The sequence below is a fragment of the Chitinimonas sp. JJ19 genome (genome assembly GCF_036961565.1).
Classification (GTDB): Bacteria; Pseudomonadota; Gammaproteobacteria; order Burkholderiales; family Chitinimonadaceae; genus Chitinimonas.
Map to the genome: position 1 here is coordinate 1 of NZ_JBAMDD010000009.1, position 26,056 is coordinate 26,056.

The window sequence follows — 26,056 nt, forward strand, 5'->3', positions numbered from 1 at the left end:
ACAGCAGGACTGCGGGCGACCTATCCTGCTCAAGAGCCACCAACAAAACCCTTCTGGCATTGCTGTGCAAGCTTGCCGTACCCACGTACTTTGTGCACGCGCCCTAGCCAGAACCGTTACGCTGGGTTTTGTTAGCAGCGCCAAGCGTATGAGCGATACACCTCACAGACCCGACTTGAACATCTCCCTGATGTTCTTGATCTCCGCCTCTGAGGGCTCAATGCTGAAGCGGCCGGATTTAAGCCCGCTGGCCATCAAATACACCAATTGAGTGACAGTCACATTTCTTGATTCGGCCAATGGCTTCAGGTAGGCCAGTAGCCACTTATCGAAGTCGACCGACCGGGTGGCGGAATTCTGGCGTGATCGCCGCTTGCGCTCAGCCGCCGTCATGGCCTTGCTACCTATGGGCTTGCGGCCTACCTTTGCCTTGGCTTTGCCATCCAGCGGCAGCTCCATGGTCATCCTGTCTTCGGCTTGTTTGGCCATACGCACTCCATATGTGACTGTCACATTTTATAATAATTATGTGACAGTCACGAAAAATTTATTCAACCAGAACGCCTTGCCAACCGGGCAAGGCGGTTAAGATTCAGGGCGGAGTAGCTACCTCGCAGGCACGCCCTTGTTAAGCGGCAGTGCCGCATGGCAACTCTTGGTCAATACTGGTTGCTGCTTGCCTGGGTAGGCAGCGGCGCCGGAATGCCGGCTGGCAACACGCCCACCATAATCATCAGAGAGGAATATCCATGTTACGCCCCCTATTTGGCAGCCTGGCTGCCTGTGCCGTTGGCTTCAGCAGCCTGACCGCCTCTGCCGCGACGGATGTTGCCGCAAGCAAGCCGGACTGGAAGCCCAAGCGAGTGCTGATTGCGGTGTTCGATCAAATGAAGCCGGAATATGTTGATCAATTCGACATGGACAACCTAAGGCAGCTGCGCGATGGTGGGGTGCACTTTGCACAGGGCTACCTTGGTCACGCTGCCTCCGAGACGGTAGTCAGTCATAACGTGATGGTCAGCGGTCAGTTCCCCAAGAACATGGGCTGGGCTGATGAGGTATTCCGCGACAGTGAGAACCTGCTTGGCAAGGGCAAGAACGCCATGTGGACGACCGGCTCGTTTACCCGCGAGCAGTTCAATATTCTGGTGAAGCATGCCGGCTACCCCAAGCTGGCAGACTATCTACATGCAGCCCAGCCAGGCAGCAAGTTTGTGGTTGTCGGTGAGAAGGATTACGCGGTCGAAGCCATCGCTGCGCCCTCGGCTGACATTGCGGTGCGCTTTTCCGACCGCATGAAGGATCTCAGCAAGGAGACCGGCTGCGACAATCTTGGCGGGCAATGGCGCGGACCGGCTGGCGTCAATGTGCCGACCTACCTCAGCGAGCCTCGCTGTGGCCGCTTCTACGTGAACTCGGACAAGAATAACGATTACGGCACCAAGGCGGCCGCCCCCAGCTGGCTCTACCCGCTGGATGGCAATCGCTTCGTGCCCGGCAACGATCCCGCTCACTTGGGCGGCGACGCCTGGGTGGCCGATGTCGCCATCGCCATGGCCGAAAAAGAGAACTGGAGCGGCATGCTGGTGACTTTTGGCGGGATAGACAAATCCGGCCATATGTGGGGCCCGGGCAAGCCGGCCACCATTTTGGACGGCCCTGCCGCGCAGACTCAACTGCCTGTTGTCGCCAAGTTCGCCGATGAGCAGATGGGCCGGCTGCTGGATAAGCTCAAGGCGCTGGGGCAACTCGAAGAAACCTTGATCGTGGTGACTGCGGATCACGGCGCAGTGGCCGGCTGGGGTAACTTCCATGGCTCCAAGGCGGCGGGCGTGAGCGACAACAACTGGTACTTCGGCGACGTGGTCAACGGTAGCGGTTTCGACAAGCCGATTCCGGCCATCAAGCCGCTGGTCGATACCGGCAATGTGGCATTCAGCTATCAATCGACCACCGTCAACACCTGGCTGAAGGACACCAGCCCCGCCAAGAAGCGTGAGATGGCCAAGGTCATGCGCAGCTTGCCGGGCGTGGTAGCTACTTACTGGCGTGATGGTGGCCGCTACAAGCTGGATACCGCCACCAAAACAGCCAGCCGCATGACCAAGCGTGAGCATCAATGGTGGCAACGCCATGGTCAGGAGTTGATGGACACCATGGCGGCGGAAGGCAGTGCGGACGTGGTCGGCATACTCGGCGGCGGCACGACCTACTCGGTGAGCGGTGATCACGGCGGGATAGGCGAAGAAGAGCAGCGCATCCCCATGTTTGCCTGGTCTGCGCACATCAAGCGTGAAAAGCCGGTAACCGGCTTCCGTTCGGCAGACATCCTGCCGACAGTGCTGAAGGCCATGGGCATCAAGCAGACCCACAAGACGGATGGCAAGGCGTATACGCTGAAGTTCCAAGCCAAGTAAGGGGCGCTGCAGTGGTTGATTGGCACGCTGATCAACCGCTGCAGCTCAGGTGTGGGCCTACCTTGCAGGTGGCCCACCATACCCCGCTGCGTTGCGTGGCCCTTATTGCTCTTCTTTGATCTTGGCTTTGGCCATGCGCTTGGCCTCCTTGCGATCTATGCCTTGCATGATGAAGCCGGATTGCAGCTGCGTCTGCTGGGCGTACTCGGGCCGGTTGTGGTGCTGCTGTTGTTTGGCCAGCCCCAGTTCGGGGCCTTTCTTGCCTGTAGGCGCCTTGACCCCACGATTGGGGTTGGATATTTCCGGGAAACCGCCTTTTTTCCTATTCATACACCCGTTCCTCCTACATCGATCAATTAGCCCCGCCCCGCACGCCATTGCGATATAGGCGCCGCCTGATGGGGTTCTTTTGCCTTCGCTTGATGATCCATACCCAAGCAGAGATATCCTGGGGATGCCGCGACAGGGCGTGTTTACCTTAGTTGCCCGGCGCCACAAGGGCAAACGCATCAAGTCATCTGCTTGCTACGCAGCCAAGGTGTAAATTTGCAGCACCTTGAGGCGATGCCCGTGCGCGATTACCCGTATTTTTTCAAATCCGGTTTGACAGCACCGTTTATTTGTCCTTTAACGGTTGCAAAGTCCTACGCGCATGAGCCTGCCATCTGGTTTTGATGACCCTGCGCAAATCGACAAACCTGCAAGAGCGGGAACAGGGAATCAGGAGGAATGCGTGCAATCTTCGTCTAGGCTCAATCTGGTCGGCAGTTCGCCGGCTTTTCAGCATGCTCTAAAGACTATTCATCGCTTGGCACCCGTAGATGCGACAGTCCTGATAGGCGGCGAAAGCGGCACCGGCAAGGAATTGGCCGCCCGTGCGTTGCACTATCTGGGGCCTCGCAGCGACCAGCCCTTTATTCCGGTCAATTGCGGCGCACTTTCTGACACCTTGTTTGAAAGTGAGTTATTTGGCCATGAACGCGGCGCCTTTACCGACGCCAAGCAATCCAGCCAGGGCCTGGTAGGGGAAGCGGAAGGCGGTACGCTTTTTCTCGATGAGATTGACACCCTGACAGCAAAGGCGCAGGGCGCGCTGCTACGGTTCTTGCAGGATAAATCGTATCGGCGTGTTGGCGGCAAGGGTTACAGCCAAGCCAATGTCAGAGTGCTGGTGGCCAGCAATGCCGATCTGGACATACTGGTGCAGCAGCAGCGCTTTCGCCAGGATTTGCTGTACCGCCTGAACGTACTCTGCGTCACACTGCCGCCATTGCGTGAACGCCATGGCGACGCGCTGGAGCTGGCGAACACCTTCATCACCCGGCTCGGACATCAGTACCGCACCGCTGGGCGCACGCTACACCCTGAAGCCATTGCGTTTATTGAGCAATACAGTTGGCCTGGCAATGTGCGCGAACTGGAGAATGTCATACATCGCGAGTTTCTGATGAGTGATGGCGATGAGTTGCGCTGCGAAGAAACCCGCCAACGCCTGGCTATTGCAACGCGCGATGATGTCTGTGCCCGCAGCTTTAAAGATGCCAAGGCCCAAGCCATTGCCGAATTCGAGCGACGCTATGTGGCCGAGCTTTTGGCGCAGGCTGGCGGCAAGATTACGGATGCTGCCAAGCTGGCCGGCAAGGACAGAAGTGCCTTCGGCAAGCTGGTTAAAAAGTATACAATCGAGGCCGATTTTGGCGATTTTGCGCTGAACTGATACATGGTGTATCAGCCCTGGGTTAGCCTATGTCTTGGCGCCGGGGACAAACGTCATACGGTAGCCGGTTGGTACGCTCCACCGCGCCTAGAGCGGAACAATAGGAATGACCGATAACGAACGCATCGAGGCCATTGCGGCTTCGGTCATGCGCTACCTGGGCATACGGCCACAAAGCGCAGACACCCTGGAAGGCATACACCGCTGGTGGGTGGAGTGGGGTGATCAAGAGGCACCGCCCATGCTGACCGAAAAGGCATTGCGCATGCTTGAGGCATCGGGCCAGCTCGAAAGCATACAGATCGCCGGCCGCTTGGTCTGGCGCCTTGCGCGACGCACTTAGACGCCCTTCCCGCACTCCCCTGCATTGCGCCCTGGCAAGTCAAATATTGCCCAATGCTCAATCGATCATTCCGACGGCATAATTCGTTACGGCGGCCGCTTCTGCCTGGAAGTGGCTGAGTGCGCCCACCATGGACGTCCATGGCAAGCACGCAGCAGCGCGGTGCCGCCCATACCTATTATCTTGCTTGAGGAGCACCCTGTGTCATTATCCGAACGTCCCGCCAGTGGCGGACTTGCCCTTGGCGTCAGCATTGCCGTAGGCCTGGTTTTGTCAGCCGGCATATTGAGCTATGCGCTTGATCGCGTTGCTGGCGATAAGCAATCAATCACCGTCAAAGGGCTGGCTGAGAAAACCGTGCAGGCCGATCATGCCCGCTGGGCCGTGGTGGTGCGCGGCCAAGCGAGGACGCTGCCGGACGCTTTTGCTGACTTGCGCGCCAATCAGCCCAAGCTGCTGGCTTTTTTCAAGGAACAGGGCTTCAAGGACACGCAGCTGAGCAGTGGCCGGCAAACTTATCAAGTCGTCTACAAGCGCAATGAAAAAGAGCAGCAAACCGCCGAGGTGGAAGGCTATGTCACCGAGCAAACGGTGCTCTTGAGCAGCAACGACGTGAAGTCAGTAGAGAAGGCTGCTGGCCAGATTGTGATGCTGCAGGAAAGCGGCTTGCCGGTTTCGGTTAGCGACCCGGAGTTCCTGGTCAGCAAGCTGGAAGAAGTGAAGATGTCGCTGATTGCCAGCGCCACCCGCAACGCCCGCGACCGGGCCACCGAGTTTGCCAAGACGGGGGACGCGACAGTAGGCGCCATGAAATCTGCCACACAGGGCTCCTTTTACATTCTGCCTGCACAAGGTGGTGGCAGCGATGATGACTATGGCGGTGCTTACGACAAATCGACCATAGACAAGCTGGCGCGCGTGGTGGTGACCGTGCAATACGGCATCAAGCAATAGCCAGCAGCACCGCCATGCAAGGGCCGCCGCTACTGCCGGCCCTTGCCCCGCCTGTGTCGGCGGCTTCAGCTTCAGTGCCATCATTCACGCCAACCACGCTGGCGACTCCCCTCCTCCTTCTGTTACCACGCAGCCAGACTTTGACCACCGCAGGGTAGTTGCGCCCTGTTTCTTGTGCACGGGCTGATTTGATCCCATGGCGGGTCATATGCAACCCGCGCATCCAGGCCAAGCCCCGCCTGCATTTGCTGCCCCCAGCCCTTGGGTATCGCGGGTGGACTATTACCCGCGCTACGCGCAGCTTAAAAAAATACGCTTTTAAATCAAATAAATACAGGACCAGCGCTGCTGGCATGGGACTTGTATATAGAGGCCTCCCACAAGCGCAAAGGCTTGCCCTGGCGCTTACACGGCGAGGTTCGCACCCTTGGCTACATCAAGCGGACCGCGTTAGGTATTGGCGCAGCAACGATGGCATGGAACTGCCATCTGCCCCATGGCTGCTTGCGTCGGATCGGTTCGGATCTTCAGAAAGGGAGCAGACAAACCATGTTGGGAAGTGTTCAAGACAAACTATTGCGGGTCCGCCCGCCGCGGGTGCGCATCACATACGATGTAGAGACCGGTGGCGCCTTGGAGAAAAAGGAACTGCCGTTCATCGTTGGCATCCTGTCAGAGCTCAATGGCGACTTTCTTGCCGAGCCCTTACCCCCGCTCAAGGATCGCAAGCTCACAGAGATTGATCGCGATAATTTCAACAAGGTCATGGAGAGCATTGGCCCCAAGCTGGGCATAGGCAAGATACCTAATCTGCTGCCCGGCGCCCCTGCCGATGCCAAGCTGTCCGGCACCCTGTCTTTCAACAATATGGAAGACTTCACTCCGGTGAAGGTGATACACCAGGTTGATGACATGCGCACGCTGTATGAAGGGCGCGCCCGCATACGCTTCCTGCAGTCCAAAGCCGAGATCGCCGACAAGCTGGCACGTTATCTGGACCTGGTCGTTGCGGATAGCGACGACGGCAAAGCGGCCAGAACTGAGCTAGTTGGCCTGTTCAGTGCCACAGCCAAGCCGGCCGATTGGGCGAAAGTGACCCCGACAGGCAAGCTGGCGGAGCTGATCGGCCCTGGCGGCTTGGCGCTGGATGCGGATGCCACCGCAACCTTGCTGGAATTGATGGGCCAGTTTGCTGTCGATGTTGTGGCCAGGCTGGATACCTTGCTGGCAGATGCCACCGCCCGTGCCGAGAAAAAAGGCACTGCACCATTGACGGGCTCTGCCGCGCTGATTGATGACCGGGTGGCAGAAGTGGACCACGCATTGGGCCTGCAGCTCGATGCCATCATGCATGCCGAGAATTTCCAGCGCCTGGAAGCCACCTGGCGCGGCTTGTTCTATCTTGTGTCGCGCACAGAAACCGGCGCCATGCTCAAGCTGCGCGTGCTGAATGCGTCCAAGAAGGACCTGCTGGATGACCTGACCAAGGCCGTGGAGTTTGATCAGAGCGGCCTGTTCAAGAAAATCTATGAAGCCGAATACGGCACTTACGGTGGCGCGCCCTACAGCATGCTGGTGGGCGACTACGAGTTTGGTCGCCACCCCAATGATATGACCTTGCTGGCCAAGCTCGCCGAGGTCGCCGCTGCAGGCCACGCCCCCTTTATCGCAGCAGCCTACGCCAAGCTGTTCGATCTCGAAAGTTTCGAGAACCTGGCCAAGCCCCGCGATCTGCAAAAGATATTCGAAAGCGTCGAACTCATTAACTGGCGCGCATTCCGGCAAAGCGAAGACTCCCGCTATGTCACCCTGACACTGCCACGCGTGCTGATACGCCTGCCTTATGGGCCGGACACCCTACCCTGCGAAGGCGTCAACTATCAGGAAGACGTCAGCCGTGATCCCGCTGCAGCCGTCAAGATGCCCGATTCGGCCAAGTTCCTGTGGGGCAATCCGGCCTTTGTGCTGGCCGAGCGCATTACCAATGCCTTTGCCATCTATGGCTGGACAGCGGCAATACGCGGGGTGGAAGGCGGCGGCTTGGTTGAGGGCTTGCCGGTCTACACCTATTCCAGCGATGACGGCGACGTGGAGATGATCTGCCCGACCCAAGTGGCGATCACCGACCGGCGCGAGAAAGAACTGAACGACCTCGGCTTTATGGCGATATGCCATTGCAAGGGTTCTGCCAAGGCGGCGTTCTTTGGTGGTCAGTCCACCAATCAGCCCAAGCTCTATCTCTCGGACCTTGCCAATAGCAATGCGCAGATATCGGCCATGTTGCCATACATCCTGGCAGCCTCGCGCTTCGCTCATTACGTCAAGGTCATCATGCGGGAGAAGGTGGGCAGCTTCCTCACGCGGGGCAATGTCGAAGCCTTCCTCAATACCTGGGTCAGCCAGTACGTGTTGCTGGACGAAAGCGCCGCCCAGGCGGTCAAGGCTGCCTACCCGCTCAGTGCCGCCAAGATCAGCGTGACCGAGGTGCCAGGCTCGCCGGGCAGCTATCGCGCCACGCTCTTCCTGCGTCCGCACTTCCAGCTTGAGGAGTTGACCACCTCGATCCGCCTGGTGGCCGAGCTACCCGCCTAATCGCCCGAACGAATGCTGAAAGGAAAGCACGATGGATCTGATTCTCTTGCAACCGGGCGACAAGACGCTCTTCACCGCCGGTGACGGCGGGCTTAACAGTTGGGACAAGGGTGGCAGCCTGATCAATACCACTGACTGGGGGACGGGCGGTGACGCTACGGTACAAACCTTTGGCGGCACCCCCAATATCCCATTTGATGGTACGGCCTGTATCGAGTTGGTATCAGTACACCAGGGCATGAAGCAGCAGATGACGACGGACGTCTCCAACTCTGCACGTACCTCGGGCCGCCCCATCATCACCGAGTTCACCTGCGTCAAGTACGTCGACAAGCTGTCGGTCAAGTTCTTCGATCTCTGCCTGCGCGCCAAACCCCTGGGCGCAGGCAAGGATCAGCCGACGATGATCTACATCTGCCGTAACTCAGGCGACAAGACGGCCAACATACTGACCATGGCATTGCGTGACGCCATGATCAGCGAAATCCAGTTCCAGTCGAATCCGGATGACATGCCCACCGAGCAGTTCAAGCTCAACTTCACCGAAATACTGTGGAAATACACCGTCCAATTGGCCGACACCAAGACGGCCGGTGTGGTGCCCGCAGGGTGGAGTCTGGCGCGCAATCGCCCCATTGGCGAATTCACGCCGTAGGTACTGGGTGCGCGCCGTGCAGTTCCTCTTCGACAAACTGGTGGCTCGGCCCGACAGCTTGGCAGCTCATGGCGAAGAGGCGCTGCGCAAGGCCATTCTGTACCAGCTCGATTGGCTGGTGGGTTGCCGTGAATGGCTGGCGGAGCAGCAAGGGACGGGCTTGCTGGATATCAGCATGCCCGACCCGCTGTCCCTGCCTGCGGGTGGCCCCCTGATGCAGCACTACGCCGAACGTCTGCGCAAGTTGATAGAACTGCATGAACCCCGGCTGATTGGGGTGAAGGTAGAGCTGCTGCCCACCAAGCAAGCACGGCACCCGTTCCGTATCGGCGTAACCGCCATGCTGCGCGATCTGCCGGAGGGCCCCGAACTGCGGTTTGAACGCGATGGTGGTGGCTAGCCAAGCTGCCAGCGCCGGGGGGCAGCACTCCCCCTGCCGCCGGGATGACGTGATGGATCGCCTGCGCGAAACCGTGCCGGCAAGAACGACTGATTTCAACTCATAGTCTGGATGCGTGCCATGACACCTGCACTGATCTTGCCTGCCAATGCACAGCCGCTGACCCGGCCGAGCACGGGTTTGTGCGGACAAGGAGCGGCGTGATGGAACGCAACCTCAGCTTCCGCGACTACTTCGAGTCCGAATTGGGTCAGCTGCGCGAGCAGGCGGTGACCTTTGGCCAGGACTACCCGGCAACCGCGCAGGCCCTGGCCCTGGGCCAAGGCAGGTCGGGCGACCCGCATGTCGAATTGCTGATGCAGTCCTTCGCCTTCCTGGCCGGCCGGCTGCGCCACCAGCTGGATCGCGATGCCAGCCAGCTGCCCAATGCGCTGATGGCACAGCTCTACCCTCACCTGGAAGCGCCCATACCCAGCCTGCTGGTGGCCGAACTGACACCCAGGCCAGATGCCAACTATGCCCAGGCAGTGCGACTGGAGCGCGGCCGCGAGTTTCATGCGCTGGCGCGTGACGAGGCGGGACGCCATGTGCGCTGTCGCCTGAGCGCCTGTTTCGACATCCCCCTGGTGCCGCTTGAGATCGTCGAGGTCAGGCAGATATCCACCACGGCGTTCGACGGCCTCAGTAACGATCCTGCCGTGCATTCGGTCTTGAAACTGCGGTTGCGCGCAACAGGGCAGCATCCGCTGGCAGCCCTGGCGCTGTCGAAGTTGCGGTTCTATCTCGATATCGAAAACCCAGCCTGCTGGCGCCTGTATGAGCTGCTCAGCCTGCAGCTTGCCGGGATCGCCACCCTGGATGGCAGCCAGCAATTGCGCCGGCAGGGGGCTGACGCCCTGCGCTGGCTGGGCTTTGACGACAGCGAAGCCGCCGTGGCGACCGATATGGTTACGCACCCCGGCTACCGCCTGGTGCAGGAATACTTCGCCTTCCCCGAGAAATTCCTGTTCTTTGAACTGAGTGGACTGGACTTTGCCGGTGCCGGCCAGGAGGCGGAGCTGCTGTTGCTGCTCAAAAGCACAGTAGACAAGAGCCTGGACCCTGGCCCCCGCTCATTGCGCCTGAATTGCGCGCCGCTGGTCAATCTGTTCCCCCAGCGTATCGAGCCTTTGGCGCTGGACCACTCCCGCTATGAGTATCGACTCAGTGCCGACCTGGCTCAGCACCGCCACACCGAGATCTACCGCATCGAAACCCTGACAGCCATCAGGCCCGGCGAGCCGCCCAGGCCCTTGTCGCCCTACTTCGCCCTGGATGGCTTCGACCGGCTGGAGCAACAGGATTACTTCTACGTTACCCGCCGCGATGAAAGCACGGTTCGTAGCGTACCGGGCACCGAAACCTATGTGTCTTTTCTGGACATGAGCTTTGACCTGCAGCGTCCCAGTGACGAGACCATAGGTGGACGTGCGCTGTGCACCAATCGTCGGCTGGCCGAGCAACTCTGTGCCGGGGACAAGCTCACCCTGGAAGGATCGGGGCCGGTCAAGGCAGCCCAGGTGGCATCCAAGCCCACGCCGCATCAGTCACCGGTGCTGCTGGGCAAGCAGCCCTGGGCGCTGATCTCGCAACTGCTGCTCAACCACCTGCCGCTGACAGGCAATGCCCAGGGGCTGGGCGCACTCAAGAGCATGCTGCGGCTGCACCTGGGGCGAGCCACCCTGCTTGGTGCCAAGCAGATAGACAGCCTGAGCGGGCTGAGCACCGAGCCCATAGTCCGCGCCGTCAACCGGGGTGGTTATCGCCATATGGTCGAAGGCTTGCATATCACCATCAAGATAGACAGGCAGCGCTTCGAAGGCTGTAGCCCAGTGCTGTTTGCCGCCGTACTACGCCGCTTCTTCGCCCTGTTCGCCAGCGTCAATATGCTGACGGAGTTGAGCCTGGAAACCCATGACGTCAAAGGAAAGCTGAAAAAATGGCCACCCATGGCTGGCGAACAAGTCGTCCTCTGAGCGAGTCGGTACGCAGCGAGGCGAGTCGCTTCGACTTCTACCAACTGGTGCGGCTGCTACTTGCCGAGCGGGGCGCGCAACCCGAGCTGATGGATAGGCATCTGGCCTTCCAGGCCAATCTGGGCGCCGCGTTTCCGGGCCATGAGGTACGCCAGATCGACACCATGGCAGATGGCCGCACCTTGCTGCAGACGGGTAACTACGTCCTGGCGGGGTATGCCGGCCCCCTGCCGGAGCGGCTGGTGGAGCAGATGCTGGAACGCATCCGCAATGGCGATGAGATCATGGCTCGCTTTCTGGACCTGTTCAATCAGCGCATCAACAGCCTGCGCTACAGGCTGAAGGCCACCTATCGCATGGGGCTCAACCTGCAGGCACCGCAAGACACCCCGCACGCCCGCATGCTGGCCGCCATCATGGGCATGGCAGCGCCCGGCCTGGCTGAGCAGATGGTATTGCCCCAGCGGGCGTGGCTCAGCATGGCCGGCCTGCTGGCCGACCCGCGTCGCAGCACGCCGGTACTGACGCGGGTGCTGTCGCGCTATCTCGGCGCACCGGTTCATCTGATTCCCTTGCAAGGCGCCTGGCGAACCCGGCCGGAAGAAGACCAGACCCTGCTGGGTCGCCGCGCCTTTGCACTGGGGCAAACGACTCGCCTCGGTGATCGCGCCTGGCTGCCTGCGGCGCGGATTGCACTGGAGATTGGCCCCCTGCCCTATGCCGCAGCCTGCAAGCTACTGCCCAATGGCCGCGCCTGTCGCGGACTTGTCTATCAACGGGTAGAGGCGCCACGCCACGCCCTGCTGGTATCCCGGCGGCGTACCGGCCATGGTTATCGTCACCGCCAGTTGGCCGAGTTGATACGTTTTCTGCTGGCGCGTCGGCAGGATGCGCTGGTTTGCCTGCGCCTTGAGAGTACGCAGGCCGTACCTTCACGCCTCACCCGGCAAGCCTGGCAACCAGGCCCGACTGGCGAAGGCTATTGGGGCATGCGACTGGGGCAGACAGCTTGGCTGGCAGGTGGTGATCGAAGCCAGCACCAGGCACGCTGCCTGGTTCGTGCCTTTTCTGCTGCAGGAGGTGCCGCATGAATGCGCCAGAAGACCGCATCGGCATCACCGATGTAGGCAGTGTCGAGCACACAGCCCTGTACCTGCATTGCGCCATATTCCTGGATAGCCAGGACATCATCGGCGACGAGACATTCCGCCTGGTCAGCTTCACCGGGCAGGACCAGGTGTCCGAGCCCTTTGAATACCAGCTGGAATTGCGTGGCAATAGCGGCAAGCCAGGGCGCGAGCTGCGCTTTGACCAACTGATAGGCAAGGCGGTTACCTTCGGTGTCGGGCTGCCCATGCCCGAGCAGGTTGAAGATCCGACAGCCATCGAAGCCTCCAGCGAGCGTTTTGCCAAGGCGATAGCCGGGGGCTCAAGCGATGGGTTGGCCCTGTTCAACGGCATCGTAGCCGCCTTCGCCATGAGTGCGCCCGGCATATACCAACTGACCGTGCGCCCCGCCCTATGGCTGCTGACCCTGGCCAATCGCTACACCCTGTACCAGGACAGCAATATCAGCGATACCTTGCTGGCGGTACTGGGCTATCACCATATCGATGTCGATGTCAGCGCCGTCGGCGGCATTGCTCTGGCACGTACCCAGGACTGGCTGCAGGTAGGCGAGTCGGATTACGACTTCCTGCGCCGCCTCATGGGCAAGGCGCATCTCTACTTCTATTTCAAGCACACCGCACGCAGCCACACGCTGGTTCTGGCCAACCGACCGGAATACCCCGAGGCACTGCCTGGCCGCAAGCTGCGTTACACCTTTACCGATGATACCGAGGGTGGCCTGTCACAGTTTGATGTGATTGGCGACTACCGCTATCAGCAAAGTCTGCAGATCAGCGCTGTACATACTGTATTCACCCGTCAGGACGAGGCATGGCAGGTGGACGGCTGCGCCGGCATCTATGGCTTCAACGCCGCCAAGCCCGATGCGTCGGATGCCGGGCGGGTGTTCCGGCAGCACAAGATTTTCCAGTATGGCAGCAGCCGTTCTGCCGCAGAGCATTTTGCCAGCCTGACTGAACAGGCCAGCCGCAGCGGTGCCAGCCAGCTTAGCGGCCAAAGTTTTTGCCCGATGTTCCGGGCGGGCTTTCGCTTCACCATGACCGAAGACGTCATGGAAGGCTCACCCATGCCGGTACGACCCAGCCTGAATCTGCGCCAGTTCGTGCTGACCAAGGTGGAGCACGAGGCCAGCCTGGATGGCAGCTACAAGAATCGCTTCGAGGCCACCGAGGCCGAAGGCCTGGTATCGGCTTTCTCGCTGGCGGATACCCAGCAGGGCTCGGTGCTGGCCATCGTCGTCGGCCATGCCGAAAGCGTCACCCCACCTACGGACTGGCGCTTCCTCAAAAAAAGCGACTTCGATCCGGGTCGCAGCAGCTATAGCGACAAGGAATCGGAAGACCAGGCCGAACTGCAGGCGGTCGGTGCCTTTGTCTGCCTGGCCACGGACACGGCCGGCACCCGTCGCTGGGTCAAACTGGCCGCACATATGCAGACCGTGCCCGAGATAGGTGCGCAGGTCATAGTCGGACGCTCCAATGATGAATCCGAACTACCGGAACTGCAGCAGATCGTGTCGAGCTGTGGCAATACCACGGTGACGCCTTCCACCTGGATCGCCAGTACCAATGTGGGTAGCAGCTATGGCACACGCTACGGCGACGGCCAGAACATCAGCTTTGGCGCCAGCTCCACAGCAGACCTGAGCAAGGCAGTCGATGTGGTGACCAAGGCCTACGCCACCGGCAAGTTCCGCGAAACCAGCTATGGCCAGGGCGCCAACTATGGCTTGTCCACGGCAGAGTCGACCGCGCCGGATGCCACGCAAGACCTGGCGGCGACCTATGGCTCATATGGGCCGACCAGCGATCTGCTGAGGGTGGACGAGTCATTCGGCTCCAGCTTTGGGCGTAGCACCGGCAAGGTATCGTCCAATATCGTGGACTATGGCATCAGCTATAACCGTGCCCGCCATGACAAGACCGAGAGCTACACCACCGTAGACGATACGGCCTACACCGAAAACACACACAACGGCAATGTCACCAACAAGACCACCATCAATGCCACCAGCACATCCACCGAGACCATAGATATCCGCAGCAACAGCAGTGCCATCGGCATCAGCAACAGCAATGAGGCCGTAGGGATCAGCAATAGCAATAGCGTCACGGGGGCCAGCAACCAGAACACCTTGACCGGCGCCAGCCTGCAGATACACCTGACGGGTGCCAGCTCAAGCAATAGCGCTGTAGGCGCCAGCATGGAGCTGAATGCAACGGGCGCCAGCATGCGCGTCAACGTGACCGGAGTCGCCACCGAAGCCTCCAGCGTGGGCGCACGCAATGCCGTTGAAATGGTTGGCGAAAACGCCACGGTCAGGGTCAGTGGGCCTGGCATCTTGTTCCTATCCGAGATGCCGGTCATGAAATACGACATCAGCGGCATGGAAATCTCGCTGATCTCTGCCTTGAAGATGATTCTATGAAGACCATCAAGCCACTTAGCCTGGGTCTGCTCACCCGCCCCTGGCGGCAACAAGGTGTGCACCGGCTGGCCGTCGCCGCCTTGGGTTTCTTCCGGCTGGGTGAAGCAGCCCCTCGCTTTTTGCCCGAAGCCGAGCAATGGCCCTTGCTACTAAAGGCATTGCCGCCCGGGAAGCCCCTGGATGAAGTACATCCCAAGCCTCACGGTGAGTTGCTATTGGCAGGGAGCGCCTATGCACCTGCCGGTGAGCCCGTAAGCAGCTTGATAGCCAGCATGCGCCTGGGCGAGGTCGAGAAACTGTTGCGCGTCTGGGGTGACAGGCGCTGGTACTACGGGCCTTGGTACCGCATCAGCGAGCCACAACCCTTCACTTGCATGCCCTTGCTGGCAGAGAAGGCCTTTGGCGGCCCCAAGCATGTAGACAACCCTGTGGGTGCTGGCTATACCGGCAACCGCCTTGCAGGCTGGATAGGTACCAACGAAGGGCCTATGCCCAATATCGAGCTGGCGCAGGTGCCGGTGGATAGCCATGTGCGCAAAATAGTGCCCGCCTTGCTGGGCCCCTTGGAGCAAACCCTCCCTGCACGGGCGCAGTGGGTGGGTAGCTACGATGAGCAATGGCTGCTGGAAGATGCACCAGGCCTGGCCAGGGATATGGATGCCCGCTTCTTCCAGGTAGCGCCAACAGATCAATGGAACGACGGCCCGTGGCGCGGCGACGAGCACTACTGCCTGGACAATCTGCACCCGAGCCAGCCCAGGATAGAAGGCCAGCTGCCCGGTTTCGCCGCCCGCGCCTTTGTGCGGGAAAAAGCCAGTGGTGATATACGCGAAGTGGCCATGTCGCTCGATACCATCTGGCTGCTGCCAGAAGCCATGCTGGGCGTCTGTATCTACCACGGCAGTACGCCGGTAAGCGACCCTGATGGCTTGGATGTCGATGCCACCATGGTGGGGTATGAAGCGCTAGCAGCGTGCAAGGCCCACACCCATTACGCCGAAGTGATGCAATTGCGTAGCGATGAAGCCACCGCCGTATTGCATGCCATGAACGAAGCGCAGCTGGCCCCTGCCCTGCCGGCAGAAGTGCAGGCCGCGCGCGCGATCGCAGCCACCCAGCGGCAAGCCGAACGCCAGGAAAAACAGCAGGCTCGGCTGGATGCCCACATGGCAGATATCTGGCAGCAGATCGGCACCAAGCCACCGGCCGATTATGTACCGCCCAGGGTCGCGGCCTCACCCATGGATATTGACTATCCCTCGCTGCATGAAGGAGAAGTTGACCTTGGCGCCTGGTTGTCTGGTGTCACCGCGATGGCACAGCAAGCCCGGCAAGATGGCGAGGCCAAACTGGCTGAAGCAGCCGAAAAGGTTGCTGGAATGCCGCCCCGTCCACCGCAGGATGCAGCAGAAACGCGCGAGCGCCACTACCGCCGCGCAGCCCAGCCGGCCTGGGACTTGGTGGGCGGTGACGATGCCAACGTGGCACAGCTGGAACACGCCTTGCAACTGGCGGCCGAAGCGGGCAAACCGCTTTCCAGCGAAGAGCGCGCCAAACTGATTGCCGATCTGGGGCAGCTACCCGCCCTGCAGCGCCAGGCCAGACGCCTGCTGCCTGCACCGGCCGAACCACCGCTAGACGACGATTTGGCGCAATGGCTGGGTGAGCAGATACGGTTATGGCGCCAGGGCGGGGTTGCGCTGGCCGGCCGGGATTTGCGCGGGGCCAATCTGGCGGGGATGGATTTTCGTGGAGCAGACCTGCGCCAGGTGTGTTTCGAGTCCGCCAATCTGCGGGGCGCCAATCTGGCCCAGGCCGATCTGCGTGGCGCCAGCCTGGTTGGTAGCCATCTGGAGCAGGCCGACCTGAGTGGCGCCGTGCTGGACGAAGCCGGCATGGCGGCCTGCCATGCTGCAGGCGCCAACTTGGCGGGCGCCAGCCTGCGCAAGGTGCTGGCCCCCAAGGCAGATTTCCATGGTGCCGATTTCACGGGTGCGGTCCTGGAGGACGTGCAGCTGAACGAGGCCCTGCTGCAAGGCTGCAAGCTGACCAAGGCCGTGATTGCTCGTACCTTGCTGACGGATATACGTGCAGGTGGCAGCGACTGGCAAGGCGCTAGCTTGATGCAATGTCTGCTGCTCAAGGCAGATCTGCGTGAAACCGACTTCCGCGAAGCTCGCCTGGAAAAGACGGTGCTGCTCAACGCCAGGCTGGACGGCAGCGACTGGCGCAAGGCGGTGGTGTTGCGCTGCGCCGCCATGGGCGCCAGTGCCCGGGGTTTGCGTGGGGATGGCCTATACAGCAGTGGTAGCGGTTGGCGCGGTATCGACTGGCAGGATGCCAGTCTGCGCAAGGTGCGTCTGATCGATTGCGACCTGGCAGCAGGCAGCTTTCAGCGAGCCTGCCTGGTGGATAGCCTGCTGGCCCGTTGCCTGTTGCAGGATGCCGACCTTGCCGACTGCGAGCTGCGCGGAGCCAATCTGCTGCAGTCCATCTGCCGCAAGGCCAGCTTCAGGGGCGCCGACCTGCGCCGCGCCAGCCTGCGCCAGGCCACTCTGGACGATGCCGATTTCACCGATGCCCGTCTCGACAACGCGGATTTCGACCCAGCCAGTTGGCGGCGTGTGCAGCATAGGCTCAAGGCGACTGCTGCGCAGAGGGAGGCGGTATGAACCCTTTGCGCGATGTGATCGACCGGGCGTTACGGCTGGGCAGGCCGGTACAGGATGCCGCTGCGTCGCAATGGTCTGCCGCCGGCAGCCAGTTGGTCGAACTGACCTGGCACCGCTGCGGCTTGCCGGCAGCAGATCTGCGCGATGCCGACCTGACCAATAGCCGCTGGGTGCAATGTGATCTGCGCGGCGCCGATCTGCGCGGTGCGAGGCTCGATGGTGCCGCCTTTATTGATTGCCAGCTTGATCACACACAGTGGAGCGACACCAGCGCCAACAATACCGCCTGGGTGAAATGCACCTTGGCTGGCAGTGATTGGCGGGGCGCCCACCTGGAAGTCAGCAACTGGTTGCAATGCGGCCTGCAGCAGGCCTGTTTTGCGGCAGTGGCGCTAGAGCGTTGTGCATTTGCCGGCAGCGCCACCGCGCAACTGGATTTGACCGATGCACGCCTGCTGCAATGCGCGTTGACCGGCTTGAACCTGGCAGATGCCGTGCTGGATGGCTTACAGGCTGACACCGTGGCCTTTATCGGCAGCACCCTGTTGAACCAGAAGCTGGCGGGCTTGGCGTTGCCGCGCTGCAATTTTGATGGTGTGGATTTTGGCGGCGCCGATTTCAGCGGCACCGACCTGACCGCGACCAACTTCCACGGTAGCCGCCTCGATCAAGCCTGTTTCAAGCAGGCACAGGCCGGCCATGCACTCTTTCTCGAAGCACAGCTGAATGCTTGCCGGTTTACCGACAGCCAGCTTCAGTCGGCACTGTTTGTCCGCGCCGTACTAAATGGCTGCGACTTCAGCGGTGCTGCATTGGCGCAGTCGGTATGGGATCACGCACGCCTGACGGATTGCGACTTGCATGGCGTGCATTTCGACTACGGCCGGTTTGACCACGCCCGCTGCCGCCAAAGCAACTTCAGCCATTGCGGCTTTGACCGGGCCAGGTTGCACGGTGCGGTATTCGACGACTGCGATTTTACCGGCGCCCGCACTGCGCTGGCGTATCAGACCGACCAGGCATTGCTGGCGGCCGAACAACCTGTGTTGAGCCTGGAGTCAGCATGATGACGACAAAACGTCCCCTCCCCGAGCCTGTCATGCAGCAGCAGGTCAGCTACAGCGAAGCCGTGGTGGCATTATCGCTAGGTGGTGGCCGGCTTCTGCTGGATGACGGTTGCGCAGCCCGTACGGCGCTGTCCTGCCTGCTGGTGCCCCAGTCGGGAGACCGTGTGCTTTACCTGGCGGCGAGCGGGGGCGAGCGCTGGGTGCTGCACGTCTTGTCGCGGATGGATGCCAGCGAAGCCAGCATTGAGGTGGCGGGCATTCCGCGCCTGACCATCGCTTCGCCCGAACTGACCCTATGTGGCGAGCGGCGGCTGGCGTTGATCACGGCTGACGAGGCCGATCTGACCGCTGCGGGCCGGCTCACGCTATCAGCCCGCGACCTGACCTTCAACGTGCTGGGCAGTCTGCTGCAGTCGGCACGCCATGTGGTTGGGCGCTGCGAGACCTGGCTGATGACGGCAAGCGGCCTGGGCCGCTTGCACGCCAGGCAGACGCTGGTAACGGCGGACGAAGATATCCGTGCCGATGCCGAACGCATCAGCCTGGGCTAGGAGGCGCTGCATGTTTGCCAATACCAATCTGGGGGTGATGAATCTGGGTTTCCCCGATGTCTGCCTGACGCCACCGCTGGCGGTGCCCGTGCCTTATCCCAACATCACCTTCTCGGTGACGCATATTCCGTCGATCTTCAATTTCCTGATCGGTGGCGGCTTGGCCGAAAACCTGCTGACCCAGGGAACGGTGAGCCTAGGTGACTTTACCGGTGTCTTGCTGGGTGTGGCATCCGGCACCATGGCCGGGCCGGACCGTCCTGTGCTGGGTAGCTTCAAGGTCATGCATGGGCCGGTGTTCGCCACTCGGATGACCACACTCAATATCCAGAACAGCACCAACACCATCGGCGTGTCATTGACACCTGCACAGGTGCGCGTGCTCCTGCTGAGCTGATATCTGCCATGAATATGTCACCTTATTTCCCACGCAAACAGGCAAGCAGCTTATGGCCCCACTGCTTGCCCCTGATGGTAGCGCTGGTTCTGCAGGGCTGTGGTGCCATGAGCACCATGGCCGGTTGGGTAGGTTTGGGTGGGCCACCCAAGGCCGACCTCAGGGATTTACGCCTGGTGTCGGACATCGGTGCCAATCGCAACAGCGCGACCCGCGTGGATATCGTCCTGGTGTTCGAGCAATCAGCCATCGGTTCGCTGCCCAAGACGGCACCAGAGTGGTTTGCGCAGAAGCAGGCACTGCTCGATGGCATGCCTACGGCGCTGCAGGTCGTTGCGCTGGAGCTGCCACCAGCCCATGTGCTGGACCCCGTCCCCCTGCCTGACAGAACTGGCAAGGCATTGGCCGTCAGGGCTTATGCCGACATGCAGTCGTCCCATGGGCAGCATGTGCTGGACCTGACTTTTACCAAGGCTGCAGAGCTACGCCTGCGTGCCAATGATTACCGCTTCACCGTGCTTAACTAGGAAAGCGCCATGGATATCACCACTCTCATGCCCGAAGCAGTGCAATGGTCGGAAGGGATGCTGCTGTCGCCCCAGCATCTGCAGCAGAACGATATCTATTGGTCGCACCAGCTGCGCCACCTAGCCGGTTGCCTGCAGCCCTATTACTGGGGGCTGCTGGACTTGGCCTATGACGAAGCCGCGCTGGCCACCGGCAATCTCCGTATCACCCGCCTGCATGCCGTGATGCCCGATGGCGTGCCGGTGCAGTATCCAGGTCACCATACCGACGACTATGGCCAGCCACTGACGCTGGATCTGAAGACCATCGAGGGTTGGAGCGAAGGACCGCTCAGGGTCTTTGTCGGCATTCCCATACGGGCAGAGGGTGCAGCCAGTGTCACCAGCCGCATCCAGCGCTTCAATGCCGTACCGGGGCGCCTGGAGGTGGACGAGAACTCCGGTGAGGATCGTATGGAGGTAGGCCGCCTGCGGCCACGGTTGCAATTGCTGCCCGGTATACGCATACCTGCCAAGTATGAATCCTTCCCTCTGCTGGAGGTGGTGCGCGATGCAGTTGGCCACTTCCATGTCGGGCCTTACCACCCGCCCCTGCTGCGTTTCTGTGCCGCCACCTTCCTGGAGGAACGGCAGATAAGCCTGCGGCTGAATGCCTTGACAGAAACCATGCGCGGCAAGATTCGCGATCTGGTAGGTGGCCGTGAGGTGGCCGACAACGTGGGTAGGCTGGATCGGGATGGCCGGCAGCAGCTCTATGCCGCACGCCACCTGGCTTCCATGCTGCCTTTGTTGGAACTGAGGCTGCGCGCCGGCGTCAGCCACCCGCATGATATCTATATGTGCCTTGCCGCCATGGCGGGCCAGATTGCCGCGCTGGGTGCCAACCCTACGCCACCCGTGCTGGATGCCTACAGGCACGAGGATTTCCTGCCCGGCATGCTGACCTTGCTGAGCTATATCGAAACCCGCCTGGCGCTCTTGAACGCCCCGTTTGAGGCCATGCTATTCGAGCGCCTGTCGCCCACCAGCTTCATGCGACCGCTACCCGAGGAACTACGCCCGGATGCCCTGGTGATTGAGGTGCGCGGCAGCGACGGGGTGAGCCCGGCAAGCCTGCGGCAGTGGATGCAGCACGCCAGGGTGGCCAGCGATGACTTGATGCCTGTGCTGGAGCAACGCCGCCTGCCCGGCGCCAGCGTGCGGCAACTACCGGCCAATCAGTACAGTGGCCTGAACGTCTCGGACGGTGCGCTGCTGTTCGAGATCAGCAACAAGGCCATCGATGTGGGTGACAAGCTGGTGCCAGTAATACGCCAGGGCCGCCCCCTACTGGTGCAGGGGCCCATGGAAGGACAATCGCCACGCGAGATCGTGCTGCACCTGACCCGGTCCATGCAGCAGTCCAAGCCCCAGGCCGCCGTAGATAGCCATGAGGTGGCGCACGATGACTGATACCACATGGTCCGATGGCGCCCTACTGGCCCGGTTTACCGAGTTCTATGAAGATGTGGCCGTGATCAAGCAGGCCATCGCACATGGCAGGTTGCCGCTGCTGCTAGGTGGCGACCTGCCCGCCCATGCCAGCCCGGCAGACCTCGCCAGCATGGTCAGCGGCAGATTGTCGCAGCGCTTGCTGCAGCAAGGGCGGGAAATGGCGGTGTCGTCGCCAGAAGCCGAGTTGCGCGCCTATCGCATCGTCCAGTTCGTCATGGCGGGACTGGGTGACGAGGTGTTCATTCTGGAGGTGGACTGGCCCGGCAATACCCACTGGTTGTCCAACCTGATCGAATACGCCCTGTTCCGTCGCCAGCAAGCCGGCCGGACCTATTTCGAACTGCTGGGCAATCTGCTGCATACCCGTGGACGCGGCCGCCTCCAGCTGGAATTGGGCATCATCTTTCTGCTAACCCTGCAGTTGGGTTTCAAAGGGGAGTATAGGGGCCAGCACGGCCAGGCAGCCTTGGCCAGCTACCGCAGCAAGCTGCTGCGCTACATCGCTGATCGGCGCCCACTCGTCTCAGCCGACAAGCCGGTGTTCTCGCAAGCCTATTCGCACACGCTCATCGTCAAGGATGATCACCGGCTGGCCCCCATGAAGCCCTGGTATCGAGCCGGTGCCATTGCGCTGCTGATCTACCTGGTGGTCTCCACAGCCATCTGGCTGCAGACGCTCGTTCCCCTGACGGCCAAGCTCGATAGCTATATGGGCGGGGGCTAGCGTTATGGCAAAGAGCCTGAATCTGGGGTCTATTCCTTACCAGCCTCACGCGGAGACTTGGAGCCTGCCGGTTTTGCTGGGCCTTGGTTGCGGTGCCATCATCCTGGTGCTGCTGGTATGGCTGCTGCTGCGTAGTCGCCGCCCCGCCGTAGCCAAGCCCGCCGCTGCCGCGCCAGCTGCGGCAGCCAGTACCCCAGCCAAGCCAGCACCTGCTGCCAGCCTGTCTCCCCAGCACTGGGCAGATGTGATGCTGGGGGCGCTGCGCTATCTCAGTACCCGGCGGGAATGGCGCTACCGTAGCCCCTGGGTGCTACTGCTGGGCGAACAAGGTGCAGGCAAGTCCAGTCTGGTTGCATCTTTGCAGGATGGCCAGCGCGAGGCGGTTCTGTTGCGCGAACAGAAGCTGCCGGTGACCGATACCCAATGGCATTTCTGCAGCGGCGGCGCCGTAGTCGACCCCAACGGGTTGCTACCTGCGGCGGAGCCTGACAGCAGCGAAGGTAAACGCTGGCTCAAGGTGCTGGATGCCATCGATAGCCGCCGTCCGGAGCGCCCGGTTGACGGTGTTGTCCTCACCCTCTCGGCGGCCACCCTGTTGCGCGCCGACACGACAACCCTGCAGGATCTGGCTGAATCATGCTACCGGCAGCTCTGGCAGTTGCAGAAGCGATTTGAGTTCGTCTTGCCGGTGTATGTGGTGTTGACCCAGTGCGACGCCATTGCCGGCTATCGGGCATTCTGGTCGGCGCAACCCGTCGCAAGGCGCAAGGAGATATGGGGCTGGTCCAACCCCTCGCTGACCGACTACGAGGACATACCCGGGCTGCTGAAGCAGCTGTTTACCGAGCAGATCAATAACCTGCGGCAGGTGCAGATCGAAGCGGCCGCCGGGCGCGACCAGATTGCCGACGCAGACGACTTTTTCCTGTTTCCGCAGCGCTTCGGCAGGCTGTCCGTACCACTGGGCGCCTTACTGGAGACTGTGCTGAAACCCAGCACCTACCATGCCGGTTTTTACTTCCGTGGCGTTTACTTCAGCGGCAGCCTGGCAGCAGATGGCGCAACACCCAGTGGCGTCAACACCCAGATTGATTTCGTGGAGAACCTGTTTACGCAAAAGATACTGGCGGAATCCGGCCTGGCACGGCCTGTCAGGCAAAGTATCTGGTCGCGCAACAACCTGATACGTCGGGTCCAGTTTGGCGGGCTTGCCATTGTGTGCGGCCTGTTTGCCGCGCTAGCCTGGAGCAGTGTGCAACTGCGGCAGCAGACTACCAGCCTGGGCAACGCGTTTGACATGGTCCACACCGTCAGCGAGCAGAGCGTACGCAAGGGCCGCTGCCTTGGGCAGTCTGAAGTCTATGGCGTACTCAAGGCCGTGGGCAGCCTCAAGGCCGACCTCGGCTTTGCCGCTATTCCCGCCTCCTGGGTCGATACACGCATGGTGGACGATGCCAGCAAGTGGCTATCGCAGAAAGCCTTCCAAGATGTGGTGATGCCCAGTATTGCCTGCAAGCTGGAGCAACGGGCCCAGGATCTGACTGGGTTTCAGGGAAAGCGGCGGGTGGACAATCTGATCACCAGCAGCAGCGTTGCCGCAGCCAATGCCGATCTGGACGGCTATGTCGCCAGTGTGATTGAGCTGGAACGCAATCTGGATGCCTTCCGTGAGCTGGCTTTGCCTGGCGGCGATGAGGCCAAGCTGCGGCAGGTGCAGTTGTTTGAGCAACTGAGCCATTACGCCTATGGCACGCCGCCACCCATGCAACGCAACGGCCTCAACAGCCTGTATTACGATTCGCTTGCACGCTTGCACTACAAGACACCCTTGGCCCTGCCCAGCCAGATGAAAGAAGGCATTGCGCGCCAGATTGATCTGCAGTCCGACGGCTTGCGCAAGGAGCTGCTGGAGCGTATAGACCTGGGCGAGCGCCTGGTGCAGATGCTCGGCACCGACAACAACACCGCCGGCCAGGCTGCCGTGATGGAGCATCTGGTGGCCTTGCAGGACTGGCTGGGCTGGATGCGGTCGAACTGGCTGGGCAATCCACGCGGTGGCAACCCCTGCGTGAATACCGGCAATCGATTGGCCGAGCGCCTCCAGCCCCTGTACCAGCGCCACGGCTATCCCATGCACCTCGCGGATGCCGATGCCCACTTCAGCCCTACCCACTGCACCGAGCCTGCCCTGGCCAAGATGAAGGCCTTGACGTTGCCACCCTACGGTGCAGTGTTCGTGCCGGCTGGGGAGGACTACACGCTAAACCCGGCACTGGCGCCCGAATTAACCGGCTTTGTGGCTTTGCGCAAGCTTAGCTTCATGCCCCATGAAGGCCGCCAGAACCTGAGCTGCCAGTTTGCCCAGGCGGGCTGGCGCCAGGAGCAGCTGGGGCAGGCCGCCAACTACCTGCGCGAGTACCAGAGCTTCGCCACCGCACAAAGCGTCAACGAAGATGGCGACCGCCCCCTGTTTGATCGCCTGGCGCGGCGACAGCTGCAATTGGTGCTCAATGCCACGCTCAGCGATGCCCAGAAAAAGCCGTTGGACTGGCACGCAGCCGGCCAGGCAGACCAGGAATCACAGATGGCCAGCCAGAGTGCCAGTTTTGGCAAGCAGCTTGATGCCCTGAACAAGTTGCTCACCCAGTTGCAGCAGGTCAATGGTGCCGGCGGTGCCGAACCCTTCAGCCGCTGCCTGCGTGAATACGCTGGTGACATGCTGTTACGGGTGGATGCACTGGCCGAGAACAGCAAGCTCTACCAGCCTGAGTCCGCTGTCGGTGAAATGGCCGGAGGGACGCACCCTGTCTATCTGTTTGGCGATAGCGGCCAGGTCAAGGAATACCTGGTGCAGCAAAGGGAGCGCAGTGCCGTGCTGGCCGACTATGCGGCCCCCTTTGTCAGCCTGCTGGACCGTGGCGGCAGCCTGGGTACGGCCAATGGCGCCAGCCAGGGCTATTGGCGTAACACCATTACCGAGCTCAAGCGCTATCGGGATTTCAAGGAGCCCGGCAGCTCATTGGGCGCGCTGGAGACGCTGTTCAGCAAGACGTTGGCAACGCTGGACTATGAGACCTGTAGCACCAGCCTGGCGCAAGCCGGCAAGGCGGCAGAGGGGTACGATCTCTACAGCCAGCGCTACCGCATGCTCTCGGCCCAAAGCCTGTGGCGCTGCCAGGACAGACGCGAAGCCGATGCCTATATGCGCTACCGCAAGCTGGCCAATCGTTTCAATCGCGAGCTGATAGGCCGCTACCCCTTTGCCGACAGCGATGCCCGCGACGCGGACCTGAACACCGTCCGTGCGTTCTTCCGCGACTACGATGCGGAGCGTGATGGGCTGGACAAGGCCATTGCCGGCCTTAAGCACAGCCGCTGGAACGATATACGGCGCTTCCTGGATAGGCTGGATACCGTGGCTGACTTCCTGCGGCCTACACTGGGCACCACTGAAGGCAGCAAGCCGGTCAGGCTGGGTGTCGGTTTCCGCGCCCTGTCACGCCAGACCCTGGGGGCTGAGCAATTGATCAGTTGGCATCTGAGCACAGGCAGCGCCCTGGCCGAATACCCAGGGAGTACACGCGACCTGGATTGGCCGTTTGGCGAAGCCATCGTGCTGGACCTGAACTGGGCAAAGCAATCAGCTTGGCGGCCGGTGGTGGATACCACGCAATCCACCTTGAGGGTGGATGGCAGCGTGGCCAGCTTTGCTGCCGCTGGCAACTGGGGCTTGCTGCGCTTTATCGAGGCACATCAGCCGGTGGCTTTGCCCAGCACCGACCCACTGGACCCCAGCCGCTGGTTGCTGCAGTTCAATGTGCCCCTTGCCGATAGCGCCAATCCGGCTGCCCGTAGCCATGCTCGGGTGTTCCTGGCGCTGACGCTCAATAGTATCGACCCCAAGACCCAGGCCGCGCAGCCCTTGCTGCTGCCGCGCGACTGGCCACGGGCCGCCCCCTTCTACTGGTGACC

20 protein-coding genes are annotated in these 26,056 nt (G+C 61.2%); 18 read left to right on the top strand and 2 right to left on the bottom strand.

All coding sequences use genetic code 11. From position 1 onward, the window contains the following. Positions 1 to 162 precede the first annotated feature (162 nt). The gene (locus tag V7714_RS12420; RefSeq protein ID WP_335710011.1) at positions 163 to 489 is read right to left on the bottom strand and encodes a hypothetical protein; all 327 of its coding nucleotides are present in this window, start codon (positions 487 to 489) and stop codon (positions 163 to 165) included. A 260-nt stretch (positions 490 to 749) separates the two neighbouring features. On the opposite strand from V7714_RS12420, the gene V7714_RS12425 reads away from it, so the two are divergent. Then, complete coding sequence (locus V7714_RS12425; protein ID WP_335710012.1) at positions 750 to 2,417, top strand: alkaline phosphatase family protein; 1,668 nt, start codon at positions 750 to 752, stop codon at positions 2,415 to 2,417. A 102-nt stretch (positions 2,418 to 2,519) separates the two neighbouring features. On the opposite strand, the gene V7714_RS12430 is transcribed toward V7714_RS12425, so the two are convergent. Then, positions 2,520 to 2,747 (bottom strand): hypothetical protein, encoded by a 228-nt coding sequence (locus V7714_RS12430; RefSeq protein ID WP_335710013.1) that lies wholly within the window; start codon positions 2,745 to 2,747, stop codon positions 2,520 to 2,522. 403 nt (positions 2,748 to 3,150) lie between these two features. Here V7714_RS12430 and V7714_RS12435 point away from each other — a divergent pair, with 403 nt between their 5' ends. The 17 genes from V7714_RS12435 to V7714_RS12515 all read left to right on the top strand — a co-directional run bounded on the left by V7714_RS12435 (position 3,151) and on the right by V7714_RS12515 (position 26,054). Further along, positions 3,151 to 4,134: a sigma-54 interaction domain-containing protein gene (locus V7714_RS12435; protein WP_335710014.1), complete on the top strand. Its 984-nt coding sequence runs from the start codon at positions 3,151 to 3,153 to the stop codon at positions 4,132 to 4,134. Between the two features lie 106 nt (positions 4,135 to 4,240). Beyond that, a complete protein-coding gene (locus tag V7714_RS12440) occupies positions 4,241 to 4,477 on the top strand; it encodes a hypothetical protein (RefSeq protein ID WP_335710015.1) in 237 nt (78 codons plus the stop codon). Positions 4,478 to 4,678: 201 nt separating this feature from the next. After that, positions 4,679 to 5,431 (top strand): SIMPL domain-containing protein, encoded by a 753-nt coding sequence (locus tag V7714_RS12445; protein ID WP_335710016.1) that lies wholly within the window; start codon positions 4,679 to 4,681, stop codon positions 5,429 to 5,431. 549 nt (positions 5,432 to 5,980) lie between these two features. Further along, positions 5,981 to 8,023 (top strand): type VI secretion system contractile sheath large subunit, encoded by a 2,043-nt coding sequence (tssC, locus tag V7714_RS12450; RefSeq protein WP_335710017.1) that lies wholly within the window; start codon positions 5,981 to 5,983, stop codon positions 8,021 to 8,023. 31 nt (positions 8,024 to 8,054) lie between these two features. Beyond that, complete coding sequence (locus V7714_RS12455) at positions 8,055 to 8,678, top strand: Hcp family type VI secretion system effector (RefSeq protein WP_335710018.1); 624 nt, start codon at positions 8,055 to 8,057, stop codon at positions 8,676 to 8,678. A gap of 16 nt (positions 8,679 to 8,694) precedes the next feature. After that, on the top strand, positions 8,695 to 9,078 hold the full coding sequence (locus V7714_RS12460) for a hypothetical protein (protein ID WP_335710019.1): 384 nt from the start codon (positions 8,695 to 8,697) through the stop codon (positions 9,076 to 9,078). A gap of 203 nt (positions 9,079 to 9,281) precedes the next feature. After that, positions 9,282 to 11,093, top strand: a complete 1,812-nt coding sequence (tssF, locus tag V7714_RS12465; RefSeq protein WP_335710020.1) for a type VI secretion system baseplate subunit TssF — start codon at positions 9,282 to 9,284, stop codon at positions 11,091 to 11,093. Then, positions 11,057 to 12,184 carry a type VI secretion system baseplate subunit TssG gene (gene tssG, locus V7714_RS12470; protein WP_335710021.1) on the top strand — a complete coding sequence of 376 codons (1,128 nt, stop codon included), beginning with the start codon at positions 11,057 to 11,059 and terminating at the stop codon, positions 12,182 to 12,184. The genes tssF and tssG overlap by 37 nt, the downstream gene beginning before the upstream one ends. Then, entirely contained in the window at positions 12,181 to 14,652 is a 2,472-nt protein-coding gene (locus V7714_RS12475) for a contractile injection system protein, VgrG/Pvc8 family (RefSeq protein WP_335710022.1), read from the top strand. Before tssG ends, V7714_RS12475 begins: the two co-directional genes overlap by 4 nt. Continuing rightward, positions 14,649 to 17,324, top strand: coding sequence for a DUF2169 family type VI secretion system accessory protein (locus V7714_RS12480; RefSeq protein WP_335710023.1), 2,676 nt, complete (start codon positions 14,649 to 14,651; stop codon positions 17,322 to 17,324). Before V7714_RS12475 ends, V7714_RS12480 begins: the two co-directional genes overlap by 4 nt. After that, entirely contained in the window at positions 17,321 to 18,391 is a 1,071-nt protein-coding gene (locus V7714_RS12485) for a pentapeptide repeat-containing protein (RefSeq protein ID WP_335710024.1), read from the top strand. The genes V7714_RS12480 and V7714_RS12485 overlap by 4 nt, the downstream gene beginning before the upstream one ends. Next, on the top strand, positions 18,388 to 18,942 hold the full coding sequence (locus tag V7714_RS12490; protein WP_335710025.1) for a DUF3540 domain-containing protein: 555 nt from the start codon (positions 18,388 to 18,390) through the stop codon (positions 18,940 to 18,942). Before V7714_RS12485 ends, V7714_RS12490 begins: the two co-directional genes overlap by 4 nt. Positions 18,943 to 18,952: 10 nt before the next feature. After that, positions 18,953 to 19,339: a DUF4150 domain-containing protein gene (locus V7714_RS12495; protein WP_284195992.1), complete on the top strand. Its 387-nt coding sequence runs from the start codon at positions 18,953 to 18,955 to the stop codon at positions 19,337 to 19,339. A 74-nt stretch (positions 19,340 to 19,413) separates the two neighbouring features. Then, positions 19,414 to 19,866, top strand: coding sequence for a hypothetical protein (locus V7714_RS12500; RefSeq protein ID WP_335710026.1), 453 nt, complete (start codon positions 19,414 to 19,416; stop codon positions 19,864 to 19,866). Positions 19,867 to 19,875: 9 nt separating this feature from the next. Continuing rightward, a complete protein-coding gene (gene tssK / locus V7714_RS12505) occupies positions 19,876 to 21,318 on the top strand; it encodes a type VI secretion system baseplate subunit TssK (RefSeq protein ID WP_335710027.1) in 1,443 nt (480 codons plus the stop codon). Continuing rightward, positions 21,311 to 22,084, top strand: coding sequence for a DotU family type IV/VI secretion system protein (locus V7714_RS12510; protein WP_335710028.1), 774 nt, complete (start codon positions 21,311 to 21,313; stop codon positions 22,082 to 22,084). Before tssK ends, V7714_RS12510 begins: the two co-directional genes overlap by 8 nt. A 4-nt stretch (positions 22,085 to 22,088) precedes the next feature. Continuing rightward, the gene (locus tag V7714_RS12515) at positions 22,089 to 26,054 is read left to right on the top strand and encodes a type VI secretion system protein (protein WP_335710029.1); all 3,966 of its coding nucleotides are present in this window, start codon (positions 22,089 to 22,091) and stop codon (positions 26,052 to 26,054) included. Positions 26,055 to 26,056 lie beyond the last annotated feature (2 nt).

Excerpts from the sequence above, each read along its gene's own strand:
- tssC (WP_335710017.1), top strand. The coding sequence starts at position 5,981 with ATGTTGGGAAGTGTTCAAGACAAACTATTGCGGGTCCGCCCGCCGCGG.
- V7714_RS12430 (WP_335710013.1), bottom strand. The coding sequence starts at position 2,747 with ATGAATAGGAAAAAAGGCGGTTTCCCGGAAATATCCAACCCCAATCGT.
- V7714_RS12500 (WP_335710026.1), top strand. The coding sequence starts at position 19,414 with ATGGTAGCGCTGGTTCTGCAGGGCTGTGGTGCCATGAGCACCATGGCC.
- V7714_RS12425 (WP_335710012.1), top strand. The coding sequence starts at position 750 with ATGTTACGCCCCCTATTTGGCAGCCTGGCTGCCTGTGCCGTTGGCTTC.
- V7714_RS12420 (WP_335710011.1), bottom strand. The coding sequence starts at position 489 with ATGGCCAAACAAGCCGAAGACAGGATGACCATGGAGCTGCCGCTGGAT.
- V7714_RS12475 (WP_335710022.1), top strand. The coding sequence starts at position 12,181 with ATGAATGCGCCAGAAGACCGCATCGGCATCACCGATGTAGGCAGTGTC.
- V7714_RS12495 (WP_284195992.1), top strand. The coding sequence starts at position 18,953 with ATGTTTGCCAATACCAATCTGGGGGTGATGAATCTGGGTTTCCCCGAT.
- tssF (WP_335710020.1), top strand. The coding sequence starts at position 9,282 with ATGGAACGCAACCTCAGCTTCCGCGACTACTTCGAGTCCGAATTGGGT.
- V7714_RS12515 (WP_335710029.1), top strand. The coding sequence starts at position 22,089 with ATGGCAAAGAGCCTGAATCTGGGGTCTATTCCTTACCAGCCTCACGCG.
- V7714_RS12490 (WP_335710025.1), top strand. The coding sequence starts at position 18,388 with ATGATGACGACAAAACGTCCCCTCCCCGAGCCTGTCATGCAGCAGCAG.
- tssG (WP_335710021.1), top strand. The coding sequence starts at position 11,057 with ATGGCCACCCATGGCTGGCGAACAAGTCGTCCTCTGAGCGAGTCGGTA.
- V7714_RS12480 (WP_335710023.1), top strand. The coding sequence starts at position 14,649 with ATGAAGACCATCAAGCCACTTAGCCTGGGTCTGCTCACCCGCCCCTGG.
- tssK (WP_335710027.1), top strand. The coding sequence starts at position 19,876 with ATGGATATCACCACTCTCATGCCCGAAGCAGTGCAATGGTCGGAAGGG.
- V7714_RS12440 (WP_335710015.1), top strand. The coding sequence starts at position 4,241 with ATGACCGATAACGAACGCATCGAGGCCATTGCGGCTTCGGTCATGCGC.
- V7714_RS12485 (WP_335710024.1), top strand. The coding sequence starts at position 17,321 with ATGAACCCTTTGCGCGATGTGATCGACCGGGCGTTACGGCTGGGCAGG.
- V7714_RS12510 (WP_335710028.1), top strand. The coding sequence starts at position 21,311 with ATGACTGATACCACATGGTCCGATGGCGCCCTACTGGCCCGGTTTACC.
- V7714_RS12455 (WP_335710018.1), top strand. The coding sequence starts at position 8,055 with ATGGATCTGATTCTCTTGCAACCGGGCGACAAGACGCTCTTCACCGCC.